The sequence below is a fragment of the Streptomyces sp. NPDC057623 genome, assembly GCF_042800355.1.
Lineage (GTDB): Bacteria > Actinomycetota > Actinomycetes > Streptomycetales > Streptomycetaceae > Streptomyces.
Window position 1 is genome coordinate 190,249 of the sequence record NZ_JBHVGZ010000010.1, and the last position, 25,697, is coordinate 215,945.

The 25,697-nt window shown below is 71.6% G+C and carries 24 protein-coding genes and 2 pseudogenes; 14 read left to right on the forward strand and 12 right to left on the reverse strand.

What is annotated here, in order from left to right; genetic code table 11:
* Window positions 1-186: 186 nt before the first annotated feature.
* From ACFU95_RS13935 to ACFU95_RS13950, 4 genes are all read left to right on the forward strand, one after another.
* The gene (locus ACFU95_RS13935) at window positions 187-1,107 is read left to right on the forward strand and encodes a carbohydrate ABC transporter permease (protein ID WP_383826474.1); all 921 of its coding nucleotides are present in this window, start codon (window positions 187-189) and stop codon (window positions 1,105-1,107) included.
* Window positions 1,104-2,006 carry a carbohydrate ABC transporter permease gene (locus tag ACFU95_RS13940; protein WP_383826477.1) on the forward strand — a complete coding sequence of 301 codons (903 nt, stop codon included), beginning with the start codon at window positions 1,104-1,106 and terminating at the stop codon, window positions 2,004-2,006. The genes ACFU95_RS13935 and ACFU95_RS13940 overlap by 4 nt, the downstream gene beginning before the upstream one ends.
* 2 nt (window positions 2,007-2,008) lie before the next feature.
* Entirely contained in the window at window positions 2,009-3,727 is a 1,719-nt protein-coding gene (locus tag ACFU95_RS13945) for a hypothetical protein (RefSeq protein ID WP_383826480.1), read from the forward strand.
* Window positions 3,728-3,797: 70 nt separating this feature from the next.
* The gene (locus ACFU95_RS13950; protein ID WP_383826569.1) at window positions 3,798-5,630 is read left to right on the forward strand and encodes a hypothetical protein; all 1,833 of its coding nucleotides are present in this window, start codon (window positions 3,798-3,800) and stop codon (window positions 5,628-5,630) included.
* A gap of 9 nt (window positions 5,631-5,639) precedes the next feature.
* On the opposite strand, the gene ACFU95_RS13955 is transcribed toward ACFU95_RS13950, so the two are convergent.
* Entirely contained in the window at window positions 5,640-6,245 is a 606-nt protein-coding gene (locus ACFU95_RS13955) for a hypothetical protein (protein ID WP_383826483.1), read from the reverse strand.
* Window positions 6,246-6,249: 4 nt separating this feature from the next.
* On the reverse strand, window positions 6,250-6,930 hold the full coding sequence (locus tag ACFU95_RS13960; RefSeq protein WP_383826486.1) for a nucleoside/nucleotide kinase family protein: 681 nt from the start codon (window positions 6,928-6,930) through the stop codon (window positions 6,250-6,252).
* 173 nt (window positions 6,931-7,103) lie between these two features.
* Here ACFU95_RS13960 and ACFU95_RS13965 point away from each other — a divergent pair, with 173 nt between their 5' ends.
* From ACFU95_RS13965 to prcB, 3 genes are all read left to right on the forward strand, one after another.
* Window positions 7,104-8,600 carry a hypothetical protein gene (locus tag ACFU95_RS13965; protein ID WP_383826489.1) on the forward strand — a complete coding sequence of 499 codons (1,497 nt, stop codon included), beginning with the start codon at window positions 7,104-7,106 and terminating at the stop codon, window positions 8,598-8,600.
* A complete protein-coding gene (locus ACFU95_RS13970) occupies window positions 8,597-9,541 on the forward strand; it encodes a YbhN family protein (protein ID WP_383826492.1) in 945 nt (314 codons plus the stop codon). The genes ACFU95_RS13965 and ACFU95_RS13970 overlap by 4 nt, the downstream gene beginning before the upstream one ends.
* A gap of 72 nt (window positions 9,542-9,613) precedes the next feature.
* On the forward strand, window positions 9,614-10,468 hold the full coding sequence (gene prcB, locus ACFU95_RS13975) for a proteasome subunit beta (RefSeq protein WP_383826495.1): 855 nt from the start codon (window positions 9,614-9,616) through the stop codon (window positions 10,466-10,468).
* A gap of 20 nt (window positions 10,469-10,488) precedes the next feature.
* Here the strand turns inward: prcB and ACFU95_RS13980 are convergent, their stop codons facing one another.
* The gene (locus ACFU95_RS13980) at window positions 10,489-11,448 is read right to left on the reverse strand and encodes a hypothetical protein (RefSeq protein WP_383826498.1); all 960 of its coding nucleotides are present in this window, start codon (window positions 11,446-11,448) and stop codon (window positions 10,489-10,491) included.
* Window positions 11,449-11,459: 11 nt separating this feature from the next.
* Window positions 11,460-12,932 (reverse strand): APC family permease, encoded by a 1,473-nt coding sequence (locus ACFU95_RS13985; protein WP_383826500.1) that lies wholly within the window; start codon window positions 12,930-12,932, stop codon window positions 11,460-11,462.
* A 313-nt stretch (window positions 12,933-13,245) separates the two neighbouring features.
* On the opposite strand from ACFU95_RS13985, the gene ACFU95_RS13990 reads away from it, so the two are divergent.
* On the forward strand, window positions 13,246-13,752 hold the full coding sequence (locus ACFU95_RS13990; RefSeq protein WP_383826503.1) for a DUF5709 domain-containing protein: 507 nt from the start codon (window positions 13,246-13,248) through the stop codon (window positions 13,750-13,752).
* Window positions 13,753-13,780: 28 nt separating this feature from the next.
* Here the strand turns inward: ACFU95_RS13990 and sthA are convergent, their stop codons facing one another.
* A complete protein-coding gene (sthA, locus tag ACFU95_RS13995) occupies window positions 13,781-15,184 on the reverse strand; it encodes a Si-specific NAD(P)(+) transhydrogenase (RefSeq protein WP_383826506.1) in 1,404 nt (467 codons plus the stop codon).
* Between the two features lie 156 nt (window positions 15,185-15,340).
* Here sthA and ACFU95_RS14000 point away from each other — a divergent pair, with 156 nt between their 5' ends.
* A complete protein-coding gene (locus ACFU95_RS14000; protein ID WP_383826509.1) occupies window positions 15,341-16,519 on the forward strand; it encodes a sulfite oxidase in 1,179 nt (392 codons plus the stop codon).
* Window positions 16,520-16,537: 18 nt separating this feature from the next.
* Here the strand turns inward: ACFU95_RS14000 and ACFU95_RS14005 are convergent, their stop codons facing one another.
* Window positions 16,538-16,744: a hypothetical protein gene (locus tag ACFU95_RS14005; RefSeq protein ID WP_030052537.1), complete on the reverse strand. Its 207-nt coding sequence runs from the start codon at window positions 16,742-16,744 to the stop codon at window positions 16,538-16,540.
* A gap of 170 nt (window positions 16,745-16,914) precedes the next feature.
* Window positions 16,915-18,123, reverse strand: a complete 1,209-nt coding sequence (locus ACFU95_RS14010; RefSeq protein WP_383826512.1) for a glycoside hydrolase family 64 protein — start codon at window positions 18,121-18,123, stop codon at window positions 16,915-16,917.
* 514 nt (window positions 18,124-18,637) lie between these two features.
* On the opposite strand from ACFU95_RS14010, the gene ACFU95_RS14015 reads away from it, so the two are divergent.
* Window positions 18,638-19,534 (forward strand): GNAT family N-acetyltransferase, encoded by an 897-nt coding sequence (locus ACFU95_RS14015; protein ID WP_383826515.1) that lies wholly within the window; start codon window positions 18,638-18,640, stop codon window positions 19,532-19,534.
* Window positions 19,535-19,687: 153 nt separating this feature from the next.
* Window positions 19,688-20,014, forward strand: a pseudogene (locus ACFU95_RS14020) (hypothetical protein); the annotation flags it as partial.
* Window positions 20,015-20,021: 7 nt separating this feature from the next.
* On the opposite strand, the gene ACFU95_RS14025 reads toward ACFU95_RS14020, so the two are convergent.
* On the reverse strand, window positions 20,022-20,927 hold the full coding sequence (locus ACFU95_RS14025) for an AraC family transcriptional regulator N-terminal domain-containing protein (protein ID WP_383826518.1): 906 nt from the start codon (window positions 20,925-20,927) through the stop codon (window positions 20,022-20,024).
* Between the two features lie 150 nt (window positions 20,928-21,077).
* Here ACFU95_RS14025 and ACFU95_RS14030 point away from each other — a divergent pair, with 150 nt between their 5' ends.
* On the forward strand, window positions 21,078-21,833 hold the full coding sequence (locus tag ACFU95_RS14030; protein ID WP_383826521.1) for an SDR family NAD(P)-dependent oxidoreductase: 756 nt from the start codon (window positions 21,078-21,080) through the stop codon (window positions 21,831-21,833).
* 93 nt (window positions 21,834-21,926) lie between these two features.
* Here the strand turns inward: ACFU95_RS14030 and ACFU95_RS14035 are convergent, their stop codons facing one another.
* Window positions 21,927-22,814 (reverse strand): Gfo/Idh/MocA family protein, encoded by an 888-nt coding sequence (locus ACFU95_RS14035; protein WP_383826524.1) that lies wholly within the window; start codon window positions 22,812-22,814, stop codon window positions 21,927-21,929.
* Window positions 22,815-23,015: 201 nt separating this feature from the next.
* On the opposite strand from ACFU95_RS14035, the pseudogene ACFU95_RS14040 reads away from it, so the two are divergent.
* Window positions 23,016-23,144 (forward strand): annotated as a pseudogene (locus tag ACFU95_RS14040) (recombinase family protein); the annotation flags it as partial.
* Here ACFU95_RS14040 and ACFU95_RS14045 read toward each other — a convergent pair.
* The 3 genes from ACFU95_RS14045 to ACFU95_RS14055 all read right to left on the reverse strand — a co-directional run bounded on the left by ACFU95_RS14045 (window position 23,116) and on the right by ACFU95_RS14055 (window position 24,985).
* The gene (locus ACFU95_RS14045) at window positions 23,116-23,265 is read right to left on the reverse strand and encodes a hypothetical protein (protein WP_383826573.1); all 150 of its coding nucleotides are present in this window, start codon (window positions 23,263-23,265) and stop codon (window positions 23,116-23,118) included. The pseudogene ACFU95_RS14040 and the gene ACFU95_RS14045 overlap by 29 nt on opposite strands.
* Window positions 23,266-23,388: 123 nt before the next feature.
* Complete coding sequence (locus ACFU95_RS14050; RefSeq protein WP_383826527.1) at window positions 23,389-24,360, reverse strand: CU044_5270 family protein; 972 nt, start codon at window positions 24,358-24,360, stop codon at window positions 23,389-23,391.
* Complete coding sequence (locus tag ACFU95_RS14055; protein ID WP_383826530.1) at window positions 24,353-24,985, reverse strand: RNA polymerase sigma factor; 633 nt, start codon at window positions 24,983-24,985, stop codon at window positions 24,353-24,355. Before ACFU95_RS14055 ends, ACFU95_RS14050 begins: the two co-directional genes overlap by 8 nt.
* 450 nt (window positions 24,986-25,435) lie before the next feature.
* Between ACFU95_RS14055 and ACFU95_RS14060 the strand changes: the two genes are divergently transcribed.
* Window positions 25,436-25,624, forward strand: a complete 189-nt coding sequence (locus tag ACFU95_RS14060) for a hypothetical protein (protein ID WP_383826533.1) — start codon at window positions 25,436-25,438, stop codon at window positions 25,622-25,624.
* Window positions 25,625-25,697: the final 73 nt, after the last annotated feature.

The window sequence follows — 25,697 nt, forward strand, 5'->3', positions numbered from 1 at the left end:
GAGGGGGGCGGGAGAGGCTGGGAAGAAAGGGGGGGAGGGGGAAAACGGGGGGGGGGGGGGGGGGGGGGGGGAAAGGGGGCGGGGGGGGGGGCAGACACCCCCCCCCCCGGCCCTGGATGCCCGCGTGATGCCGGGCTCATGGCGTGAGCCCACAGGAATCCATTCCACCAGCACGGAGTCAGGAAGATGACAAAACGCGCCTCGGACGTGTCGGACGTGTCCGTGAGCCCGCCCAGGAGACGCAGTAAGTACACCCTTGCGCCGCTCGTCCTCATCGCGGCCAATGTCGTGCTCTTCGCGCTGTTCTTCCTCTGGCCGGCGGTGATCGGGCTCGTCTACTCCTTCACGAACTACACGGGTGTGGGGGCGTTCCAGTTCGTCGGACTGGACAACTACAGCAACCTGTTCGGGGACTCCGCCTTCTACGACGCGATGACCCGCACGCTGCTGTACACCGTGCTCTTCGTTCCGTTGAACTTCGTGTTGTCGCTGCTCATCGCCAACGTGCTCGTGAGCAAGCACGCCAAGGGCGTGTCGGTCGCCCGCGTCTTCTTCTTCATCCCGTGGCTGCTGTCGCCCATCGTCGTGGGTGTCCTGTGGCGGTGGCTGTTCGGTGAGAACTTCGGACTGGTCAACTACCTCATCGAGAAGTTCGGCGGCAGCGCCGTGCCGTGGCAGTCGAACGCGGACCTGTCGCTGCTGGTGGTCGTGGTGGCGGCGTCCTGGGCCTGGACGGGCTTCTCCATGCTGCTGTTCATCGCGGCGATCAAGAACGTACCGACGTCGTACTACGAGGCGGCCGCGCTGGACGGCGCCGGTCCGTGGCGTCAGTTCTTCAGCATCACGCTGCCGAGCATCGCGCCCACTTCCTTCATCGTCATCCTGCTCAACACCATCCACGGGATGAAGGAGTACCCGCTGTTCGCCTCCCTCAACAACGGCGGACCCGGAACGTCGAACAACCTGCTGGTCCAGTACATCTACCAAACCGGCTTCAAATCGGGCCAGATCGGCTACGCGAGCGCCGCGTCGTTCGTGCTCATGCTCATCCTGATGGTCGTCGCGATCGTCCAGATGATGGTCAACCGGCGGGTGGAGAACCGATGACAACCACAGACATGCCACGCAAGGTCGACGCCGGGCCCGGACGGGCCGTCCGCAAGAAGCGGTCCAGCGGCGCGGCCACCGGTGGGCTTCGGCGCGCGGTGGCCCCGACGACACTGCTGTGGGTCCTGGCGGCCCTCTACGGGGTGCCGGTGCTGTGGTTCGTCCTCAGCTCCTTCAAGCCGGCGGGAGACCTGTTCTCCCTTCCGCTGACGCTGTTCCCGAACAACCCCACCGTGTCGGGTTACGAGGCGGCGTGGGAGAGCGCCAACTTCTCCCAGTACTTCATCAACACGACCATCGTGTGTGTGATCGCGACGATCCTCACGGTGGGAGTCAGCTGCTGCACCGGGTACGCGCTGGCCAAGTACGACAACAAGTGGCTCAAGGTCTTCTTCGTCGGCATCCTGGCCACCACGATGCTGCCGTCCGAGGTCATGCTCGCCCCGCAGTTCCTGGTGGTCCGCGACCTCGGCCTCTTCAACTCGCTGGCCGGCATCATCCTCCCGGCCGTGCTCACCGCGACCGGCTGCTTCATGTTCCGCCAGTTCTTCCTGACGGTCCCCGACGAGCTCATCGAGGCCGCCCGCATCGACGGCGCGCGCGAGCTGTCGATCTTCCTGAGGATCATGGTGCCGATCTCCCGGCCCATCATGCTGACGCTCGCGATCCTGTCGTTCCAGTGGAGGTGGAACGACTACATCTGGCCGCTGCTGATGCTCAACGACCCCGAGAAGTTCACCGTGCAGATCGGCATCCAGAGCCTGGTCGGGGCGCAGAACATCAACTGGTCGGTGGTGCTGGGCGGATCGGTCATCTCCATGGTCCCGCTGATCGTCGTCTTCCTGGTGTTCCAGCGTTACGTCATGAACGCCGACATCAACGCCGGACTGAAGGACTGATCTTGCCGACCCCGCTCGACCACGAGTTCGTCCGGTCGGCGGCCCGTGCCGCCGACCGGACGGCCGCCCCGCTGGCGGCCGACCCCGACGAGGAACCCGCCGGTGTGCCGCACCGTGGTCTGGCGCGCCGGGTGAAGACCCTGGTCGCGGCATACCGTTCCCCGGACTCGGCACTGCACGGCAGCGAGCAGGCCGTCGCCGCCGCGATGACCCACCTCGACGCCCTGCGGGCCGTGCAGACCGGCACCGGCCTCTTCGCCGGCGGCGACAACGTGCAGTCACCACCGGACTCCGCGTTCACCGTCAACGACGTGTGCGACGCGCACGTCCTCGCCGCCGGCGCGGGGCCGGGACTGCACGACGTCACGGCCGCGCTCGCCGAGATCGCCGGCGCCGCCTCCGACAGTCTCCTGACCGGTGGGGTGCACACCCCGAACCACCGCTGGGAGCTGTGCGCGGCCCTGGCCCGGCTGCACCGGTCCTTCCCGGACGAGCGTCTGCTCGCCCGCGTCGAGGAGTGGCTCGCCGAGGGCGTCGACATCGATGCGGAGGGCCTGTACTCCGAACGCAGCGCCGTCTACGCGTCCCACGTGACCAACCCCTCGCTGCTGCTCCTGGCCGACGTGCTCGACCGCGCCGACCTGCTGGCCGCCGTCGAACGCAATCTCGCCGCGACCCTGGACCTCATCAGGCCGGACGGCACCGTGGAGACCCTCCACTCGCGGCGGCAGGACCAGAAGCACCCGTTCCCGCTGGCGCCCTACCTGCCGCACTACCGGCTGCTCGCGATCCGCACCGGCCGGGGCGACCTCGCCCGCGCGGCCCGCCTGGCGGCCGCCGACGGCATCGACGACCCCGACCTGCTCGCCCAGACCCTCCTCACCCCGGACCTGTGCCGCGCCCTGCCCGCACCGGTCGCGGAGACGCTGCCCCGCGACCGGTACCTGACCACCGCGCGCCTCGCCGCCCGCGCCTCGGCCACCGCGCACACGGTGGTGTACGGCGGCTCCGACGTGCCCGAGCACCGGCGCGTCCGCTCGGGCCTCGCCTGCAACCCCACCTTCCTGCGCCTGTTCGCGGGCGACGCCGTCCTCGACGCGGTCCGCCTCTCGCGGGGGTTCTTCGACCTGGGCCCCTTCCGTGCCGCCGGCATGGAGCAGCTCGCCGACAACCGGTACCGGCTCACCGAGACCCTCACGGCCGCCTACTACCAGCCGCTCCCGAAGGACCACAGGCGCGACGACGCCGCCTACCGACTGGTCGACGAGGGACGCTTCTCGGCCGCGATGGCCTTCCCGGACCGCCCTCGGGACGAGGTCTCCCACACGACCCGCGTCGAGGCGGACCTGCGGGAGGACGGTGCCGACCTGCGGATCGACATCAGCGGCCCCCGGGTGCCCTGGGCCCTCGAACTGACCTTCCGGCCGGGCGGCGTGACCGAGGGCGCCATGCCGGTCGGCGACGGACGCTGGTGCCTGACGACGGGGCCGATGACCTACCGGGTCGGCGACGACGAGATCCGGGTCGAGGCCGACGTCGAGGCGGGCGAACCGCTCGCCGGGCCGGACCGGAGCGACGTACTGCGGTACGACCCGGGCCAGGACTGCACCGCGGCGGGCGGCACCGACGCCACGACCGGGAACCGCGTCTACATCGGTGGACTCGGCCCGCGCACACTGACCCTCGCACTGCGCGCCCGCCGGCCCGCACGTGTCGTATGACCCCGACGAACCGCGCCATGGCCACCCGAGGCCTGAAGGGCTGATCCCCGTGCACCTCACGTCCCCTCCCGTGCACCTCACGCACCAGCGCGGCCCGCTGCACGACCTGCCGGACAGCCCCGAGACGTACGACGCGGTCCTCGCCGGAGTCGTGGAGGAGGCCCTGGCCCGGCTCACGCCGGAGGGCAGCCTGGAGCACCCGGACTGCGTCGACGACATCGGCGACACGTCCCTCGGCATCACCTCGCTCCTCGCCCTCGCCTGGCAGCGCGGCAAGGACCCCCGCCTGCCGGAGGCGGTGCGCCACAGCCTCGCCTTCCATCTGCGCGAGCGGGTGTACACCGAGGACAACCCCGGCTACCCGAACCTGAGGGCCCGCGACTCCGCTCTGCCGTACGCCCGCTACAACCTGGCCTCCGGCGCCCACCCCGTCGGCGACTGGCCGAGCACGGCGTGGGCGCTCCTCCAGGCCGTCAACGTGCTGGACCTCGCTGAGGGGCTCGTCGAGGGCGAGCAGCGCGCCGAACTCCTGGAAGTGGCGCACGGCTACTGGCGCTGGCTGACCGAGGCGACCTTCTTCAATCCGCAGGAGGCCGGCAACCAGGCCATCGGCTGCGTCGTCGGCGGACTGATGCTGGCCCGCCATCTCCCGCCGGGCCAGAGCGAGCAGGTGCGCTCGCGCGCGCTCGCCCTGTACATCGACAAGATCCGCGACCACCGGGTGGCGGACCGGGGGGCGCTGCTGCCTCCGGAGCACGGCGGCGCGTACGACAACAACTACGGCCCGATCTCCCTGTCCTTCCTCGCCCAGGCCCACCGCGTCAGCGGCGAGGAGATCTTCGCCGAGGACGGCGACGCGCTGGCCCGCTACATCGACGCCCGCCTCACGGGCGGCGGCTTCGACAACGGCGGCCCGCGCTACAGCGAGCAGCACAGCGCCTTCGAGTCGGTCCTGGGCCTGCGCTACTTCAGCCGGCGCGTCGGCTCCGACCTCGGCCGGTACCGGGGCGACTCCCGGTGGGGCCGGCACGCGGTCAAGGCGGACGGCGGCGTCGACGGCCACTTCGCCTGGATGCTGGTCTGGCAGATCCAGGACACCACCCGCTGGCACCGCGCCCCGTCGCCGCTCCCGGCCCGCCACCAACTGCGTGCGGGCACCGTCTCGGTGGCCTTCGACGACCGGATGACCCCGTCGCTGGTCGAGGCCGCGGGCACGTACTACCTCCCGGCGGCGGTGAACCGGCAGCACGGCTTCGGCCCGGTGACCGACGGCTTCCTGTTCTGCCGCCCGATGGGCGAGGTCCGCGTCCGGGATGTCCGCGCCGACGGCCTCACGGCCAAGCTGGTCACCAAGCCGGTCGTCGGCCGCGACCACGTCCTGCGCCATGTGCGGTCCCTGTACGTCACCGACGGCACGAGCCTGTGGGTGATCGTCGCGGTGGGTCGGCTCCCCGGGACGCCGTACCTGCTGGCCGGCCTGCCGTACGCCGCCGACGACGGCGACCGTGTGCGCAGGACGGCCGACGGCGAGGTCACGTCGGCCGGCGCACTGCGCCTGACGCACCCCGTGTCGGACGGCGTGGACCACTTCGACGCCCGCGCGGACCGGACCCAGGAGCAGGCGGCCTTCGCGCTGGCGGCCGACCCCCGCGGCTACGGCAACCCCGACGAGGGCTGGCGGCACCTGGTCAGCTCGACGGCCCTGGAGGCCGAACCGGCCCCCGGCGCCCCGGAGGACCTGCACGTCTTCGCCGTAGGCTACGGACCGGCGGGCCCCTTCGCGCCTGCCTTCGCCCACGACGACGGGGTCCTGACGGTGCGCACCGAGGCTTTCACCGCCGTGATCGGCGAGACGGCGGGGGACGCGCACGGAGAGCCCGAGCTCAGGCTCAGCGCGGTATAGGGGCCCGGCTCACCACGGCATGCCGAGCAGCCCCCACTCGCGCTGCTCGGCCTCGCCCACCACCACCGCCCACTCGCGCAGCAGTACGGCGAACGCGTCGAAGTCCTCGATCCATCCGCCGGGGCGCGCCGCGTGGACGCCGTACGCCTCCCGCAGTCCCTCCAGCCCGGCCTCGGCCTCGGTCCAGCGGGCGGCCAGGTGCGACACCGTGACCGGCGGGCAGGCGAGGAGCAGGCCGGGCCGCCGTCGGTCGTGCGGGTCCCGGACGAGGCCCGGGAGCGGCGGGGGCGTCGGGTCGTCGTGCCAGAACAGGTCCCGCAGGAAACCGTCGAGGCTCTCGCGAAGTGCCGGGTCGGCGAACTCCCGTACGTCCTCCCATGCCTCGCCGGCCCAGAAGTGCGGTTTGTAGGAGCCGCTGGTGCAGTGGAACTCGTAGCGGGCGATCCACGGCAGGGACGGTGCGGCCGGGCACACCCACCCCTTCTCGGGTTCCGCGTCCCAGTCCAACTCGATGTCGGGATACGCGGCCTCGTCCAACACCTCCAGCCGCCGGCCGGCGGGCGTTCCTTCCAGCCGGTCCCAGTCCACCGCCAGGACCGTGATGTCCAGCCCCATGCGGTCAGGCCCCCGCGCGGGCGGCCGGCGGACCCGGCGGGACGGGCCGCGCCGTGCACGGCACCACGAGGTCGGCCCGGTCGCGGGTCGCGGCGACCAGCTCGGCGTTGCGCTGGTCCGAGCCCAGCACCCAGGCCACCGCCCGGTCGTGCGGTTTGCCGAACTCCTCGTGCCGGGCGATCAGCCGCCGGATCCGGTCCGGCTCGTCGGCCTCGCAGAACCACACCTCGTCCAGCTGCGGCCGCACCCGGGCCCACGCTCCTGAGTCCAGCAGCAGATAGTTCCCCTCGGTCACCACCAGCCGGGCCGACGGCTCCACCGGAACGGCACCCGCGATCGGCTGCTCCAGAACCCGCTCGAAACCGGGCGCGTACACGACGCCACCGTCGTCCTCCTCGCGCAGCCGCCGCAGCAGCGCCGCGTACCCCGCCGCGTCGAAGGTGTCCGGTGCCCCCTTGCGGTCCCGGCGCCCGAGCCGGTCCAACTCGACGTCGGCGAGATGGAAGCCGTCCATGGGCACGTGCGCGACCCACGCGTCCCCGGCACCGTTCAGCTCCCGCACCAGTTGCTCGGCGAGCGTCGTCTTGCCCGCCCCGGGGCTCCCGGCGATGCCGAGGACGGCGCGGCGACCGGCGCGGGGGAGGGACCGGGCACGGGCGAGGAGATCGTCGAAGGTCAGGGCCACACAGCAGAGTGTGTCACCCGGCCGGTCAGGCACCTGGCCGAACATCACACTGCACACCCGTCCCATGCGGGTTAGTTTGTCCGTGTTTTTGGTGTTTCTTCGGCTCCCTGTGGCCCAACTCGCCCGGCCACGGGGCTCAGAAACCCTACGACGCGTAGGGGGAGGGGCGGACGATGGCGCACGGCACGAAGCCCATGGTCGTGAGCATGGGACGGCGCGACGAGGCGTTCATGTCCGGCAGGGCGGGGCAGACGCGCGGCCACGGCCTGCTCGCGGCCGTGGCCGGCGCCTTCACCCTCGCCCAACTCCTGCTCGTGCGGCCCTCGATCGGCCTCGGCTGGGACGAGGTGGTGTACGTCAGTCAGGCCGGCACCGACGCTCCGGCCGCCTTCTTCAGCGCGCCACGCGCGCGTGGCGTCCCGCTGCTCGTCTGGCCCGTCGCCTCCTGGTCGTCGTCCACACCCCTGCTGCGCGTCTATCTCGCCGTTCTGTCCGGACTCGGCCTGTACCTGGCGCTGCGCGCCTGGCGCGGACTGTTCCCGCCCCGCGTCCTGGCCGGCGCGGCAGCCCTCTTCGCCACCCTGTGGGTGACCCTCTTCTACGGCCCGCAGGCCATGCCCAACCTCTGGGTCGGCTTCGGCGCCCTGATCTGCGTCGCCTGCTCCTTGCGGGCCCACGCGGACCGCTTCGACCGACGGGCCCTGTGGGGCGTCCTGGCGGGCGCCGCACTGATGGCATGGATGCGGCCCACCGACGCCGTCTGGGTCACGCTGCCCCTGCTCGTACTCGCGGTGGCGGTACGGCACCTGCGGCTAGGCGCCGCCCTCGCGGCGGGCCTGGTCGCCGGTGGCCTCCAGTGGGTGATCGAGGCGTTCGTCAGCTACGGCGGCCTGCGCGAGCGACTCAACCAGGCCAGCCGCATCCAGGGCGACCTGGGCTGGAACCTCGCCGTCGACGACCAGTTGCGCAGCCTGGTCGGCAACACCCTGTGCCGGCCGTGCGACGGGGAGATGCCCGCCCCAGTCGTCTACGCCTGGTGGTTCGCCCTCCCCCTGCTCGCCGCCTTCGGTCTGGCGGTCGCGGTCCTGGCCGGCCGTGCCACCCGCACCCTGGTCCCCCTGGCCTGCGCCGCCACGGCCGCCTTCCCGTACCTCTTCATGATCGGATACGCGGCGCCCCGCTTCCTCCTGCCGGCCTACGCACTCCTCGCCATCCCGGTCGCGGACGCGCTGCTCCACCTGGCCACCAAGCCGAGCGGCCGGTGGCGCCCGGCGCCCGCCGCCGTGATCGCGCTCGCGCTCGCCGGACATCTGGCCGTGCAGTACGTCGTCCTGGACCGCACCGTCGACCGCACCACCGCCAACCGCCAGGCCTGGGCGCGCTCCGCCGCCGCGCTCCACCGCCTCGGGGTGCGCCCGCCCTGTCTGCTCACCGGGCACGAGGCCATCCCCGTCGCCTACTACACCGGCTGCGACTCCGGCGCGACCCGCGGCCACAACGCCAACACCACCGCGGCCGACATCCTGCGCACCGCCCGAAGCGTCCCGGTCGGCGCCCTCACCGACCCCGGCGGCGAACCGGCCCGGTACGCCCGTGACTGGAAACTCCGCCGCCTCGACGGCCTGGAGGTCCGCATCGCCCCGGCCCCGGGCGCGGGCGGACCGGCGTGACGCCGGAGCAGTTCCTGCCCGCACCCCAGCGCAGACGGGCGTACTGGCACGCCGCCCTCACCCTCGTCGTCCTGACCGCCGTGGTCTGCCTGGCCCGGCGCCACTGGCCGGTGCTGGAGACCGGCGCGGTGCGGCTGGCCGTCGCCGACCAGGGCTGGCTGCTCGTCGCCGCACTCGCCACCCTGGCCACCTGGCCCTGTTCGGCCCTCGCACAGCAGGGCGCGGTGCCGCGCGGGCTCCCGCCGGGCCGGCTCGTGGCCGGTCTGTTCGCCGCCTCCACCGCCAACCACATACTGCCCGCCGGACTGGGCGCGGGCGGGGTGACCCTGCGCCTCCTCATACGCTGCGGCATACCGCTCGCCGACGCGGCCACCGCGGTCCTGGTCAAGGGCACGGCCGGCGCGCTCGTGCGCGGCGCCCTGATCGCCGTACTCTTCGCGGCCTGCCCCGGCATGCTGCACCTTCCGCACCTCGGCGGGGAACTCCTGCTCGTGATCTGCGTGTCGGCCGTCGGCGCGACGGCGCTGCTGGCCGGCCCGCTGAGCCGCCGGTGCCGACGGGTCCTGGCGGCGGTACGGGTGTACGTCGGCGTCGTCCACGCGCGACCGGCGCGGGCGGCGGCCCTGTGGGGCGGATCGCTGGCCTTCGTGACGCTGCACTGCGTCGTGCTGATCACCGTCACCCGAGCTGTCGCCCTGCCTCTCCCGCCGGCCCGGGTCGCGCTGCTCTACCTCGCCGCGAGCACCGTGGCCGCCCTGCTGCCCACACCCGGCGGTCTCGGCTCCCTCGACGCCGTGCTCGCCCTCGCGCTCACCGCGGCCGGCGCCCCCGCCTCCGCGGCCGCCTCCGCCGTACTCGGCTACCGGCTGCTGACGGTGTGGTTGCCACTGCTTCCCGGACTGGCCGTGCTCGCGGTCCTCGTCCGGCGCGGGGCACTGTGAGGGCGAAAGGCGTTTCCCGGTCGCCCGGTTCAGGTAGGAGTCCGGTTGTCGGCCGGACGGAGGGGGAACGCCATGACGAGCAGTGAGCGCGACGGGCGGCTGGGGGAGGAGTTCTTCACTCCGGGCACCTCGTCCTTCACCGAGTTCCTGGCGGCACACCGTCCGGCCCTGCTGCCCATGCGCCGTCCCTTCCCCGACGGCGTCCGCGCCGCACCCGACCGCTTCCCGCACGGCACCACGGTGCTGGCCCTCACCTACCGCGACGGCGTGCTGATCGCCGGCGACCGCAGGGCCACCATGGGCAACCTCATCGCCCAGCGCGACCTGGAGAAGGTCCACCCCGCGGACGACCACACCGCCGTCGCCTTCGCCGGCACCGTCGGACTCGCGCTGGACATGGTGAAGCTCTACCAGGTCGAGCTGAAGCACTTCGAGAAGATCGAGGGCATCCCGATGACCCTCCAGGCGAAGGCGAACCGTCTCGCCGGCATGATCCGCCAGAACCTCGGCCAGGCGATGCAGGGCCTCGCCGTCGTGCCGCTCCTCGCCGGCTACGACGCCAAGGCGCCCGAGGGCGCGCGCGGACGCATCTTCGACTTCGAGGTCACCGGCGGACCGTACGAGAAGTACGACTTCCACGCCGAGGGCTCCGGCTCGCCGTACGCCCGAGGCGCCCTCAAGAAGCTGTTCCGCGCGGGGATGTCGCGGCGCGAGGCGGCGCTCGCCGCGCTGCACGCGCTGTACGACGCCGCGGACGACGACTCCGCGACCGGCGGCCCGGACCTCAACCGCCGTATCTTCCCCACCGTTTCGGTGATCACCGAGGACGGCTTCGAGCGGCTGCCCGAGTCGGAGACGGCGCAGCTGAGCCGCGAGATGGTGGACCAGCGCCACCGCCGCCCGGACGGGCCGAACGCCATGCCCTGACGGGGCGCTGACCGACCCGGTCACCCGCGCACTCCGACCTCCTTGCGCCACTTGACGAACTGCTTCTCCGGATCGCCGGTGTACGCCCACGGAGCCCGCGTGGCCCGGCGCCCCAGCATCCGGAACAGCGCCGCGGCGATGTCCTGGGCCCCCGCCTGACAGGCGGCGTGTGCCAGGTGGTTCACGTCGCGCAGCTCGCCCGGGGCGATGCCGTTGCCGGCGCGGCCCATGATCCAGCGCTCCCAGGTGCGGCGCACGTCACTGACGGCGCCGTCGTTGCTCCAGTGCTGTCCCAGCCCCATGGCGGCATGCTGCCCCCGCGCCGCGTCCAGGGCGTAGCGGAACTCCTCGACGCGCGCGTACTGCACGAGCACCGGCAGCGGACAGCCGGGCGGTGCCACCCCGGCCGCGTCACGGGCGAAGTCGTACATCAGGCCGTGGGTGCCGTGCCAGCGCGAGGAGTAGTAGTGCAGCACCTGGAGATGGCCCTCCACGCTGTACGGGTCGCGCTGGTGCAACTCGTCCCACCAGCGCGCCAGTTCCTGCCGTCGTACGCCCGACGGATACAGCCGGGCGACGGAGATCAGCGAGATCCACGGTGTCGGATCGTCCGGGTAGGCGTCGGCGGCCTTGAGGCACGACAGCGCCGCGGTGTCGATGCGCTGCCGGTCGATCGGCACGCCCCGGCCCGCGGCGATCGCCAGGTTGAACGCCCGGGCCGTCTCCGTCGCCGCCCGCAGCACCAGTGCGTCGGCGCTGTGCGGCTCGGCGGCCAGCCATGACTCCACCGTCGAACTGCCCGCACAGGCCAGGGCGAGCTGCCGGGTCCGATGGCCGCGGACCAGCCAGTCGGGACCGGTGGCCCGCAGCAGCTCCCGCGGCCCCTGCCAGCGGCCGATGACGATGTCCTGCCGGCCGCAGGTGAGGGCGGTGTCCCCGCAGTCGGGGTCGAAGTCGGGAGCGAAGCGGTCTTTCGCCATCGAGGGCTCCCTCAGAAGTCGGTGGGAAGACCCTCGTGGACAAGGGAGTTGCCCCCGCCACCGCCGGCGGGATCGTAGACCGCCTCGACGGTCCGTGCGGCGTCCAGCTTGGCCGGCCGGTAGTAGTCGCTGCCCTGCCGCCAGTACCAGAGCATCGGGAAGAGCCCGGCCGCGAGACCGCCGATGCCGATCGCGATCGCGGAACCGCTCAGCTCGCCCAGCGACTCGACGAAGATCCAGAACATGAACAGGGCCCCGAACAACGGCCACAGACCGCCGAAGACGAAGTTGCCCACCGACTTCAGCAGCATCCTGCGGTACGCGACGACCGCCGCGAGCCCCGTGAGGCCGTAGTAGAGGGCGATCTGCAGGCCCATCGCGGAGATGGCGTCGGAGAGGATGTCGCCCACCGTGCCCAGGAAGTTGGAGGCGATGAACATCGCCAGCGCCACCACGCCGACCACCGCGATCGCCACCCACGGTGTGTTCCACTCGCGGTGCACCCGGCCCAGCGCGGACGGCATCGTACGGTCCCGGCCCATCGCGAACAGCGAGCGCGTGACCTGGATGAGCGTGGTCTCCAGGGTGGCGATGGTGGACAGCATCACCGCCACGATCAGCAACTTGCCGCCCCAGCCCGGCCAGACCTCCTCACCGAGCACGGCGAGCACGTTGGCGTCGCTGTCCTGGATCTGCTTCGAGGAGAGGATGACGTTCACCGCGATGGTGAACACCTCGAACAGCAGGAAGACGATGCCCACCCCGATCAGTCCCGCGAGGCCGGTCGTACGTCGGCTGTCGCGGGTCTCCTCGCTGAGGTTGCTGGTGACGTCCCAGCCCCAGTAGTAGAACGCGGCGATCAACGCCCCCGACGCGAAACCCGTGACGCCGTCGAAGTGCCCGAAGCCGAGCCAGGACCAGTCGAACGCCCGGGCGTTGTCCGAGTGGAGCAGGGCCAGTACGGCGAACAGGGCCAGTATGGCCAGCTCGACACCGGACATCAGCAGCTGCGCCCGGACGGTGAGCCGCGCGCCGCCCAGCACCACGAACAGCATGAGCAGGAACCAGCCGGCGCCGACCAGCGTGGACAGCGCGGTGCTGTCCGCGAGTTCCTCGTCGAAGAGCGCGAGCGTCATCGATCCGGCCGGCAGTGAACCCGCCACCATGAAGATGGTCGCCGAGATGACCAGCGCCCAGCCGCTCATGAACCCCAGAAAGGGATGCAGCGTCCGCCCCACCCAGGAGTAACTGGCGCCCGCGTTCACGTCGATCCGGCTGAGATAGCTGAAGGCCAGTGCGATGCCCAGCATCGGTATCGCGCAGTAGAGCAGCACGGCGGGACTGGCCAGTCCCACCGCCGAGACGAGCACCGCCGTGGTCGCGGCGATCGAGTACGCGGGGGCGCTGCCCGCGACCGCCATCACCACCGTGTCGAACATACCGAGGGCGTTGGCCTGCAGCCCTCTGCCCCTGTTCTTGCTCATGGATGCGCTGCTTTCCGTCTTGCACGACGCGCGGGCGGACCGGCCGCGACGGCGTAAGGGGGTGGGGGGGGTGGAACAACGCCACGAACCGGAGAGGGATGACCTCGGGTCAGGGGCGGTGGAACGGAGTGGCGGACACTGTACGCCGTTGCGTTGCCGTGCAGTCACGCCGTGTATGCGAGTGATGATAGCCACACTCTTTGATGTTTCAAGAGCCGTGAGATCTTCGGGGGTTGGACGACGCGTGACGGGAAACGCGGTTCAGGACATGCACCAGTGACACCAGCCGACCGCGCGAGCGAGGGAGGCCGCCATGAGCACCGGACACACGCCCGCAGAGCCGATGGCCGACGACGCGTACCAGCCCGTCGCAGGCAACGAGGAACAGCAGGACGCCGCGCCGCTCGACCTACAGGACGCCGTGGACGAGCGCACCTACGACGACACCCTCGACGAGGGCTACTCCCCGCCGGAGAAGCCGCTCGGGGTGACCCGGCACGGCACCACGGCCGCCGAACAGCACGCCGGCGAGACCCTCGAGGAACGGCTCACCCAGGAGCTCCCCGATGTGACCGGGCCCGACGGCGATGATGTCGGTGACCTGCCGGGCGGCGAGGGCGAACCCGTCGACCCCGAGGCGGGGACCGACCGCGCGGGCCGCCTGGTCGCCCCGGACGAGGGAACCGGCCCCGCCACCACGAAGGAGGAGATCGCCTTCGACCTGGGCATCGACGGCGGAGCGGCCGGCGCGGAGGAGGCCGCGATGCACGTGGTCGAGGACGACTCCCGCCTTCCGGACGAGGACCGGGGGACGACCTGACGCGCGCGGCGCGACACCCCCCGGGGACTCAGTCCCCGATGTGGTCGATCTGCCGCAGCCTGTTCGTGGCGTCCAGGGCGGCGACCTTGTACGACTCCGCGAGCGTCGGGTAGTTGAACACCGCGTCGACCAGATAGTCGACCGTTCCGCCGCACCCCATCACCGACTGGCCGATGTGGATGAGCTCCGTCGCCCCCGTCCCGAAGCAGTGCACGCCGAGCAGTGTGCGGTCCTCGGGAGAGACCAGCAGCTTCAGCATGCCGTGCGAGTCACCGATGATCTGCCCCCGGGCCAGCTCGCGGTAGCGGGAGATGCCGACCTCGAACGGCACGGAGTCCTCGGTGAGCTGGTCCTCGGTCCGGCCCACGAAGCTGATCTCCGGGATGGTGTAGATGCCGATCGGCTGGAGGTTGTGCATCCGCCCGACGGGCTCCCCGAAGGCGTGGTACGCCGCCGCCCGCCCCTGCTCCATCGAGGTCGCGGCCAGCGCCGGGAAGCCGATGACGTCGCCGACGGCGTAGATGTGCGGCACCTCGGTGCGGTAGTGCTCGTCGACCGTGATCCGGCCGCGCGGGTCGGCGGTCAGACCGGCCTTGTCCAGGTCCAGCTCGTCGGTGAGCCCCTGCCGGCCCGCCGAGTACATCACCGCCTCGGCGGGGATCTTCTTGCCGCTCTCCAGGAGGGTCAGCGTGCCACGGGGATGCAGCTCGACGGCGGCGACCGTCTCCCCGAAGCGGAACGTCACGGCGAGGTCCCGCAGGTGGTACTTGAGCGACTCGATCACCTCGACGTCGCACATGTCGAGCATCCCGGCGCGCTTCTCCACCACGGTGATCTTGCTGCCGAGCGCGGCGAACATCGAGGCGTACTCCATGCCGATGACACCGGCACCGACGATGACCATGGAGCGCGGCACCCGCTCCAGCGCCAGCACGTTGTCCGAGTCCATGATCGTCCGACCGTCGAACTCCACACTGCCGGGCCGCGCGGGCCGGGTGCCGGTGGCGATGACGACGTGCTCGGCGGTCAGCAGCCGTTCATGGCCGGTGACCTCGCGCAACGCGATCGTATGGGGGTCCACGAAGCGGCCGGTCCCGGCGTACAGGGCGACGTGGTTGCGGGACAACTGGCTGCGGATGACGTCCACCTCACGGCCGACCACATGCCGGGTGCGGGCGGTCAGGTCGGCGACGGTGATGTCCTCCTTGAGCCGGTAGCTCTGGCCGTACAGATCGCGCTGGGTGAGGCCGGTCAGATACAGCACCGCCTCGCGCAGGGTCTTGGACGGGATGGTCCCGGTGTGGATGGAGACGCCGCCCACCATGTCGGGGCGGTCGACGACGGCGACCCGGCGGCCCAGCTTGGCCGCGGCGATGGCGGCCTTCTGGCCACCCGGGCCGGATCCGATGACGAGCATGTCGAAGTCGGGCACCTTCAGGAGTCTGACAGTCGTGGGCCCCCTTCGAAAGGGTGAGCCGGAAACCGCCGCGCGGGTGAAGTGCCGCGGAGCGGACGGAAGTTGGGCCGTCTGCCGGGCAGGCCCGGGCCGACCCGCGCCGACCTGCGCGTTTGGGTCGATAATGCCGGTATGGGGCATCGACTCGCCGACGCGAGCGCACCGGCCCGGCTGGCCGCCCCCGACGAGGGCATCGGCCGGGACGAACTGGCGCTCGCGACCCGCAACCACGGCATGCCGCTCGAAGCCCTGCGCTACGACCTCACCCCGCCCGGCCTGCACTACGTCCTGACCCACTACGACATCCCGTACGTCCCCGACGACACCCCCTGGCAGCTGACGCTCGACGGCCGCGTCCGCCGCCCGCTGCGCCTGAACCTGGCCGATCTCCGCACGTTCCCGCAGGTCACCACCCGGGTCACGCTGGAGTGCGCGGGCAACGGCCGGGCCCTGCTGACGCCCCGGCCGGTGAGCCAGCCCTGGCTCGTCGAGGCGGTCGGCACCGCCGAGTGGACGGGTGTACCGCTGCGCCTGCTGCTCGCCGAGGCCGGCGTGGCGGCGGACGCGGTCGAGGTGGTCTTCACCGGCGCCGACCACGGGGTCGAGCGCGGCGTCGAGCAGGACTACCGGCGCGCCCTGCCCGTACAGGTGGCCACGGGCAGCGAACCCGAGGTGCTGGTGGCGTACGCCATGAACGGCGCCCCGCTGCCTCCGCAGCACGGCCGCCCGCTACGGCTGGTCGTGCCCGGCTGGTACGGCATGGCGCACGTGAAGTGGCTGCACGGGATCACCGTCGCCGACGAGCCGTTCCGGGGGTTCCAGCAGGCCGTGGCGTACCGGCTGCGCCAAGATCCCGAGGACGAGGGCGAGCCGGTCACCCGTATCGCCCCCCGGGCCCTGCTCGTGCCGCCGGGGTTCCCCGACTTCATGTCCCGGGCCCGCGTGGTCCGGCCCGGGACGGTGACCCTGGAGGGGCGGGCCTGGTCCGGGCGCGCGCCGGTGACGCGTGTAGAGGTCAGCGCGGACTCGGGGCGCGGCTGGCAGGACGCCGAGCTGGAGCCGGACGACGGGCACCGGTGGTCGTGGCGCCGCTGGCGGCACAGCTGGACGGCGCTCCCCGGCGAGCACGTCCTGAGCGCCCGGGCCACCGACGCCGAGGGGCACACACAGCCCCTGGAGCCGCCGTGGAACCGCGGGGGCTTCGCCAACAACCTCGTACAGCGGGTGCCCGTGCTGTGTACGGACACGCACACGGCCGCCCCGGGTGCCGACACGCATCCCGGGGCGACCGGTGCGAAGCCTGGACGGTGAGACCGAGGCCGGCTGAGGCTAGGGCAGCAGCTTGTCGAGGGCGGAGGGGCCCTCGGCCGCCAGCTTGCGCTTGGCCCATTCCAGATTGCGCGGGGTGAGGTCCTTGCCTGAGGCAAGCACTATGTCCTCGGGCGACACATCGGTGCCGGTGCGGGCGTGGAGCAGGTCGTCCGGGGTGACGCGCTCCTCGGACGGCCCGGACGCTTCGGGCTGGGACGTCGGCATCATCTCTGCTCCTCGGATCCGGGTGACTCTCTTCGGGCCCGGTGCGGTCATCGGGTCTGTTAACACCATTCAACGCCGGAGCGGACCCTGCATCCGGAGGCGCCGAAAGTGCCGCTCCGCCCGGGAGGGAAACCGCCCGCCCCGAGGACCGAGCACCCGCTCGGATCGCGTCAGCCCTCGAAGGGGGTGAGCGTCAGCCGTATCCCCGTCGGTGCCGTGTCCTGGATGTACGAGGCGAAGTCGGCCACGTCGTCGAAGGCGAAGCCGTACGCCCTGCCGTCCTCGGTGGCCGTGTGCATCGCCTTGGCGTAGTGGTTGGTCAGGGCGGTCCGGTAGAAGGTGGCGGCGTCGGTCGTCGGCTGGGCGGGATGGCTGAGCAGCGTCGAGCGGTTGAAGCCGGCGCCGAGGACGGCGGCGACCGGGCCGGTGGTGCCGTCGTTGGGGGCGGCGAGGCTGCCGTCGCAGAACAGCACGTCCCGGGTCGACGGCTTGGCGAAGGACACCTGCGCGGGCCCGTCGAAGGTGAACCGTTCACCACGCACCCGCCCGGTGAACGTCCCCGCGTTGGTGGTGACCGTGAGGTCCCGGCCGGTGTACGTGCTCCACACCTCGTCGATGTACGGCGCAAGGTGGTCCTCGGCGAAGAGGCCGGCGTCCAGGCCGTGCCCCGGGGCGATGACGCGCGTGTCGTCCACGACGAGCCGCGCGAACCCCTCGGCCTGGCTGACCGCGGTGAACGCCGCCGCCCGCCCGCCGGCGCGCAGCCTGCCCGTCGTCTGGTCCTTCGCGCCGGTCAGCCGGATGCTCAGCGGCACGCTGAACATGTCGACCATGGTCGTGTTGCAGAACATCCCGGCGGCGTTGTACGTGAATTCGGCACAATCGTGCAGCACCGGGTAGTTCGGGTCCGACGTCACCCAGCCCGCCGGGTACTGGAGCGCGGCGTTGCCGCTGCCGTCCGTGACGGCCTTGAACCTGAGCTTCTGGCCGAGCGACACATAGATCCGGCCGGACATCTGGGGGAGTGAGAGCCGGGTCTCGCCGCTGCCGGCCAGGCCGATCGCGTAGTCGGTGAAGCCGTCGGCGCCGTTGTCCGACAGTGCGATCGGCGCGAGGGTGCCGTCGGGCGTGACGCGCACCTGGCGGCCGTCCTGGTTGCCGACGATGTAGACGTGGACGTTCGCGTTGCCGAAGGAGCCGCTGTCGTTGACGAGTGTCAGCGGCAGCGTCGCCGCCGCGGCACGGGCGCCGCCGGTCGTGGGCGTGTCCGCGAGGGCATACGGGGCCACGGTCGCGACGGCGGGGACGGCCACCGCGGTGCCGCCGAGGGCGAGGAGGAGCCTGCGTCGACCGAGATGGCGCTGATGGCGGGAAGTCATGTGGGGGGTCTCCCGGAGTACTTGTGCGGGTACTTGGGCGGCGGCGACGTGTGCTGTCCGCCGGCGAGTCTCCCTGGCGCTCTGAGAGCGCTCTCGGAACAGGGGTCGGCGCCACCGATGGACCCCGATGCTACGCACGACCCCCGCGTCGGCCAATGGGTCCGCGGAAGGCCCAAATCCCGCTCAGCTGCGGGAACTTGAAAGACCACGGAATGCCCACGACCGCTTAACCCTCTCCTAAGACCCACTTAAGCCGCACAGGTCTGCGAGAGCGCTCTCCGAACCCCTGTCCGGAGCTTTCTGTCGCCTGGCGGAACCCGCACCGACCCCGCGAAAAACCCGTGGACGGCCCGATGAAGATCACGTACGGTGTGGGTCCACGCCCTGAGACGGACGGAAGGAGGCGAGTGCCGTGCGGTTCACACCTTTCCAGCGCTCCCTTTCCCGTTGCCCCGGCGTGCCACGTCAGATCTGACCGGGGGCGCTCCAAGCAGCCTTTATCCCGGAGGAATCCGTGACCGATCTGGTCATCCGCGCGCTCTCCGCGAGCGACGCCCATCTCTTCGACGCACACCCCGACCCGCTGGGCGCCCGTGAGGGACACCGGCGGACCACGTTCCGCCCCGAGTGGAAGCGAGTTGCCCTGCGCGACGGCACCGTCGTCGCCCGCGGCGCCTGGTGGGGCGGCCCCGACGACTCGGAGCCCGTCAACATCAACTGGTTCGACGTGGCCGAGGGCCAGGAGGAGGCCGGCGCCGAACTCCTGCGCTCCGCACCCTGGCAGGTCGAACTCGAGATCAACCTGCCCGGCGGCTGGCGGGACGAACCCGGCCTGAAAGCCGCCGCCGAAGCCCGCTTCGGCGCCGCCCGCGCGGCCGGCTACGAACTCCTGGTGGAACGCTTCCTGTACCGCTGGACTCCGGAACTCGGCCTGCCCGAGCGGCCCGGACGGCTGCGCTTCAGCGCCGAACCCGATGACGCGGTCTTCTTCGACGCGCTGCGCCGCATCCACTCCGTCACCCTGGACGCCCACTCGCTGCGGGCCATCGAGGAGGGCGGCCTCGACCAAGCCGCCCAGGAGGAGCTCGACTTCTTCCACTGGTGCCCGTCCCCACGGGAGTGGTGGCAGGTCGCGCACACTCCGGAGGGCGAGCTGGCGGGCATCCACATCCCGGCGCACAACCCCTCCGGACCGACCATCGGCTTCATCGGAGTCGTCCCGGAGCAGCGGGGGAACGGGTACGCCTACGACCTCCTCGCGGAGTGCACCCACTTCCTCGTCGAACAGGGCGCGCAGTTCGTCACCGGCGCGACGGACCAGGGCAACTTCCCGATGGCGGCGAACTTCGCCAAGGCGGGCTTCCCGGTCGTCAGTGAGCGCATCAACTTCCATGCGGCGCAGTCGGCGTAGCGAGGCGTGGAGCCGACGAGCGGGAGTTGAGGAGCAGTAACTGAGGAGCAGTAGCTGAGGGGCGGTCCGGTCCGACTTCGGGGCCGGGCCGCCTGTCAGTGCCGGGTGGCAAGCTGGTCAGCGGTGTGATCGACAGCGGGTGACGGAGGCGGCATGGGGTTCGACGGCGGGCTCTGGCAGGTGCACGGCGGCGACGAGCCGGTGGGGGACATCCTGATCGACGAGGCCGACTTCCCCTGGCTGTCGGGCCGCTTCACACCCGGTCCGGGGTACGACGCGGTCAGCGATCTGTTCGCCCGCGAACCGGCCCGGCCGGAGCGGGACCACGACGAGGCGCGGGAAGCCTGGGAGAGGGCCTACGACGAGATCCGAAGACGCGTCTCCCTGTCCTCGCCGGACGGCCCGGTCGCCGAGTTCCTGCTCCACATCGAGGGTGACCGGGCCTGGTTCCGGCGGAGCGAGGAGCCGTTCGAGGACGAGGGCCGGCTCAGGGAAGGACCCCCGCACGCGTGCGCACGGCATCGCGCAGGCGGGCGGCGTCCTGACTGGGCGGGGCACCGAACTGGCGGCGGTACTCGCGGCTGAACTGCGACGGGTTGTCATAGCCGACGCGATGGCCGACTCCGGTGACATCGCCCGGGTGGGTGGCGAGCAGCAGCCGGGCCTCCTGGAGCCGGATCTGCTTCTGGAACTGGATGGGGCTCATCGCGGTCACCGCCTGGAAGTTCCGGTAGAAGGCGGACACGCTCATGCCGGACATCCGCGCCACGTCCTCGACCCGGAAGGGCTCCGCGTAGTGCTCGCGGATCCAGCGCACGGCCCGGGATACATGGCTGAGGCTGCTGTCGGCGAGACCGAGCTGGCGCACCGTCGCGCCCTGCTCGCCGGTGATGACGCGCCACAGGATCTCCCGCTTGACCAGCGGGGCGAGGACGGCCCGGTCGCGGGGTTCGTCGAGCAGGCGCAGCAGCCGGACCACCGCGTCGAGCAGCGCGGCGGGAGCGTCACTGACGGCGATCCCCGAGGGGGCGCCTCCGCCGGCGCGGGGGGTGGCGCCGGGGCCGGCCCGGAGCAGCAGCTCGGCGACGGCGGACGGCTCCAGCGTGAGCCCGAACCCCAGCGCCGGCTGCTCGGGGTCGGCCTGCGTGAACTGTCCGGTGACAGGCAGGTCGACCGAGGCCACGAGGTACTGCCCGGGGCCGTACGCGTAGACCCGGTCACCCAGAGCGAGTCGCTTGGCGCCCTGGGCGATGACCGCCAGCACCGTGCCGGACATGGACGGCGCCGGTGGGTCCGACCGGTCGATTTTCGAGACGAGGACGCCGTCGACGGCCGTGGTCCAGTCGGGCCGGGCATGGCGTGCCAGCAGCGTCCGGAGCTCTTCCAGGTGCATACGTCCATTGCAGCACCACCGCGGGCCGAGGCTTCCGGACCCGAGAGGATCGTGCAAGCACCGGCGAGCATCGTTCTAACGTTCCCGCAGGTCAGATGGGTTGAATGGAATCACCGCACTCCATCACCGACTGTTCCTGGGAGGGACGTCATGAAGGTCGCCATCGTCACCGGAGCCAGCTCCGGGATCGGACGGAGCGCCGCGATCGAGATCGCCAGGCGCGGGGTCGGGGTCATCCTGACCTACGGCAACAACCCGAGAGGAGGACGGGAGACGGTCGCCGCCGTCGAGAAGGAGGGCGGCACGGCCGTCGCCCTGCCGCTGGACGTCGGCGAGACCGGCACCTTCGCCGGCTTCCGTGACACGGTGGCCGGCGTGCTGCGCGACACCTGGCGGCGTGACACCTTCGACCACCTGGTGAACAACGCCGGCTTCGCCCACTCCTCCCTGATCGAGGACATGACCGAGGAGACGTTCGACAGGCTCCTGCGGGTGCTGCTCAAGGGGCCGTACTTCCTGACGCAGAAGCTGCTGCCCCTGATGGCGGACGGCGGGGCGATCGTCAACACGAGCAGCAACTCGACGACGACCGGCGCCGAGCCCGGCTACTCCGCCTACGCGTCGATGAAGGGCGGCCTGGACGTGCTGACCCGGTACATGGCCAAGGAGTTCAGCACCCGGGGCATCCGCGTCAACGCCGTCTCACCGGGCGCGACCCGCACCCGGCTCGGCGACGACGCCTTCACCCGGTACCCCGAGGTGATCCCGGCCCTCGCCGCGAAGACCGCGCTCGGCCGGGTCGGGGAACCCGGCGACATCGGCGCGATGATCGCCACGCTGGTCTCCGACGAGAGCCGCTGGGTCACCGCGCAGAACATCGAGGTGTCCGGCGGCTACAACCTCTAGGACCGGACCCGGACCGGACCCGGACCGGACCGGACGGGACCCGGACCCGGACCCGGACCAGACCGGACCGGACCGCCTGGCCGGGCGCCCGTGTCAGGCCCCGTCGTCCAGGAGCGCTTCGGCCGCCGCGAGGATCTCGGTGACCCGCAGACCGAACGCGGCGTCGCAAGCGTGCGGCTGCTCCGTACGGGAGGCGGCCAGCAGGGCGTCCGCGGCCCGGACCAGGGCGGACACCGCGCTCTCGGTGCTCTCCGGCAGCAGCGTCACACCGGCCGCGCCCCGCAGCTCCACCGTGGCCCCCGCCGCCGCGGGCGGTGCCGTGAGGCTCAGGGCCAGGGTGCTCGACGCGCCGCCGACGTGGTCGAGCACCAAGTGGACGGTGTCGCCGGGCCCGTGAGCGGCCGCGGTCACGCGCCGCGCGTCACCCAGGACCGGCAGTAGCACGGACAGGGCGTGGGGACCCACGTCCCACAGCGCGCCCTTCTCCCGTCGCCACGGCGAGTCGGCGAACGGATTGCCGTCACCGCTGAACACCGCGCCCAGCCACTGCGCCCGCCCCGTGAACCAGCCTTCCAGGGCCGCCTGTTCGGTGATCCACGCCGCGGTCTCCGGCTGGAAACGGGTGGTGAAGAAGACGACCGAGGCCACACCGCTCTCCTCGACGGCCTCGGCGACCGCGCGCGCCTGCTCCACCGTCGGCGCGAGCGGCTTGTCCAGCAGCAGATGGCAGCCCGCCCGCGCCGCCCGCACCGCCAGCTCGGCCTGAACGGACGGCGGCAGGGCGACGGCCACCGCGTCCACGTCGGCGAACAGCGCGTCGACATCGTCGTAGGCGCGCACGCCGTAGCCGTCGGCCAACTCCTTGGTGGGGGCGGCACGGCGGCCCCACACCCCCACGAAGTCCAGTTCGCCGTGCCGGCTCAGGGCGGGAGCGTGGGCCATCTGGGCCCACGGGCCGGTGCCGAGCAGTCCGATACGCATGCTGCCGCCTCTCACTGTGCCGGGCCGTGCCGACCTGTGCCCACTCGGGCTCACTTGTGCCGAACACCCGCGACCGAAGCCGAGCCCGGCCGACAGGTCGGCACGTGATCGGTTGGTCGGCCGGTCGGGGGTGAGCGTCTCACACCGACCAGTGTGGGCCGCGTACGGCGTGGTCGGGCATCCGCCGGCGTTGGTGAAGACATCGGATTCACCTCGCTGCACGAGGCGCTCGACACGACCACGCCCGGCGGGCGCTTGGTCTTCCGCGTCTTCGCGGCCCTGGCGGAGTTCATCCGCGAACTCATCGTCCAGGGCACCAACGAGGGCCTGTGGCCTCGACGGTGTCCTCCGACGTGCGGTTCAGCTTCAACTTGAGGTTGTTGAGCCTCTTCTTGACGTGCGGCGTGGCCTTCGCGGCAACGATGCCCGTCGCGCCTACGGCTGCGACCACCTTGATCACGGTCTCAGGACGCGCTGCGGAAACTCGGCGTCCCGCCGGAGGCAAACCTCAGGGCCGCCGGCGACCATCTGCCGGTGCCGGCGGCCCTGCGGGTCCCAGCCGCGGGACAGCGGCCTACGGGCGCTGCCTCACCCGGTCGACGATCCCCCAGTCCACTACGTGCGACAGCTGGATGTACTTCTTCTCGCCGGAAGCCGAGATCCGCTCGTCGCGGAAGCCCAGGAATTCATACGACGTCGGGTCGAAGATCAGGTATTGGCTTCCGTAGGACCCGCGCTCGGTAGAGGTGATCCCCACCCCGGTCCGCCCGGCGGAGTCCTTCACTCCCGGGATCGTCTTGACGCCGGGCACAAGGGCCAGCGCCTCGTACGCCGCGGGGCGCAGTCCCTGGGGCAGCACCGGGTTCTTCAGGAGCTCGCCGAGCAGCCAGTAGGCCTCGAACCTTTCGAGCTTGTCGAGATCGCTGATCGACCGGCCGTCGGCGCTGGTGTCGGAGGAGACGATGGCCGAGATGAGCTTCTCCGGGTCCTGGGGCAGCTTCTTCAGCTCGCTCCACTTCCGGGGTGGCCACACCCCGCCGCCCTTCCCCGCGGGCTCCTCCCACATCTCGCGGCCCAGTTCCATGGACAAGGAGGGCTTGGAGACGTCCACCGAGTCCCACATCTCGTCGGTGTAGGTCTTGACCTCGCCGGTTTTCTGCTCCGTCTCCTTGATGATCCGCTTCGAGTAGATGAACTGGTCGTCGCGCGGCGCCACCGGCTCCTTCTCCTGCTCACGCTCCCACGCCGCCGCCCCGTTCAGCACCGTCGCGGCGGCGTTCTCCACGCGCGGGGTGCTCGTGCCCGGTGCGCCGCCCTCGCCGGAGCCGTCCGTGCCGAGCAGCGCCGCCGTCCCCGTAACCGCCGTGGCGACCACTACGGCCGCCGAGAGGCGCAGTACATGGCGGCGACTGGGGCCGGTATCGGTGCGCCGGCCCGCGTGGGCCATCGCGTTGAGCAGCTGGTGCCGGGCCCGGTCCCGGGCCGGACCGGTGAGCGGGGTCGCGTCCGCGTCCCACTCCCTCAAGAGTTCGAGTTCGTCATGCATGGTCGGATACCTCTCGCAGTGCCGTCGGGTCGGATCCGCCCAATGCTTCGCGCAGCTTGCTGCGAGCCCGGTGCAGCCGTGATCTGACCGTGCCCACGGGGATACCGAGGGCCTGGGCCGCTTCCCCGTAGCTGAGATCCCCCCAGGCCACCAGCAGCAGCACGTCCCGGTGCCGAGCGGGCAGCGCGGCCAGCGCCGCCGCCAGCTCGCGGCGTACGGCCCGCGCGACCACTCGGTCCGTGGCCCGCTCGGCCAGCGGCTCGTCGTGGTCGGCGAGGGCCGGGACCCGGGCCATGGCCTTGAACCGGCGGGCCTCAGCCCGCCGATGCCGGCCGACCAGGTTGGTCGCTATGCCGAACAGCCAGGGCCGGGCGTCGGCGCCCGCGCCGCGGGCCGGGTCGTAGCGGTGCCGCTGCTGGAATGCGGTGGTGAAGGTCTCCGCCACAAGGTCATCGGCGACCTCGCCGCCGAGGCGGCGGGCCGCATAGCGGTGCACGGCGTCGGCGTGCCGGTCGAAGAGCGCGGCGAACGCCTCGGGCTCATCCCGGGACCGCGCGATCACTGAGGCGTCGCTCTCCGCATCGGCACGCGCGGTGCCGATGCCGACGCCTGGTCCGACGGTCATCGGGGCTCCTCTCGTCCAAGGGACGATGCTCGAACACTTGGGCTTTCACCTGTCCTTCGCCCATCGCGCCGAAGCGGTTCCCAACTTTGGATCGATCGGACGCTTTCGTAGAGGTGGCAGGCAATCGGTTGGCTGTTCGGATCTCTTTCCGAAAACGGTACGAACCTGTCCCTGAGCCCGTGATGGCTGCCTCCAACGCTCCCAGCATGGCCGGAAGTCCGTCTCGCACGCGGGGGCGGCCGGCTGGCGATGGCCGCCCGGCCGACGCGTCGGGCAGGCGAAGGAGAACGCGAGTTTTACGGCCGTAACAGGAGCCACGCTCTGCTGGGACAGCCGGTCACGGGCAGCCGTTGAACCCAGCGCTCGGCGGTCGCCGAGCTCCAGCGCGACGTCACGGGCACCCTCCACGAAACCGAGCCCGCCCCCGACGACGGTGACTGACAGGAGATCGTGGAGACCTCCGCGCACTCCGCCTCCGGCGATCTCATGGTCCGCGGCATCTTGGACGACCTGGACGACCTGGACGAAGAACTCCCCGCCCTGTCGTTCAACGGTCCCGGCGACCACCGACTGCGCGTTCACGCCCGCGGCCGGGACACTGCTGTCGACCTGGCCCCAGACGAAGCCACCGCGTGGTAACTCATCAAGACCCTGCCGTCACCCGCCCGAGACGTGACCGTACTCCGCCCTACCGATAACTCCGGGGCGTCGC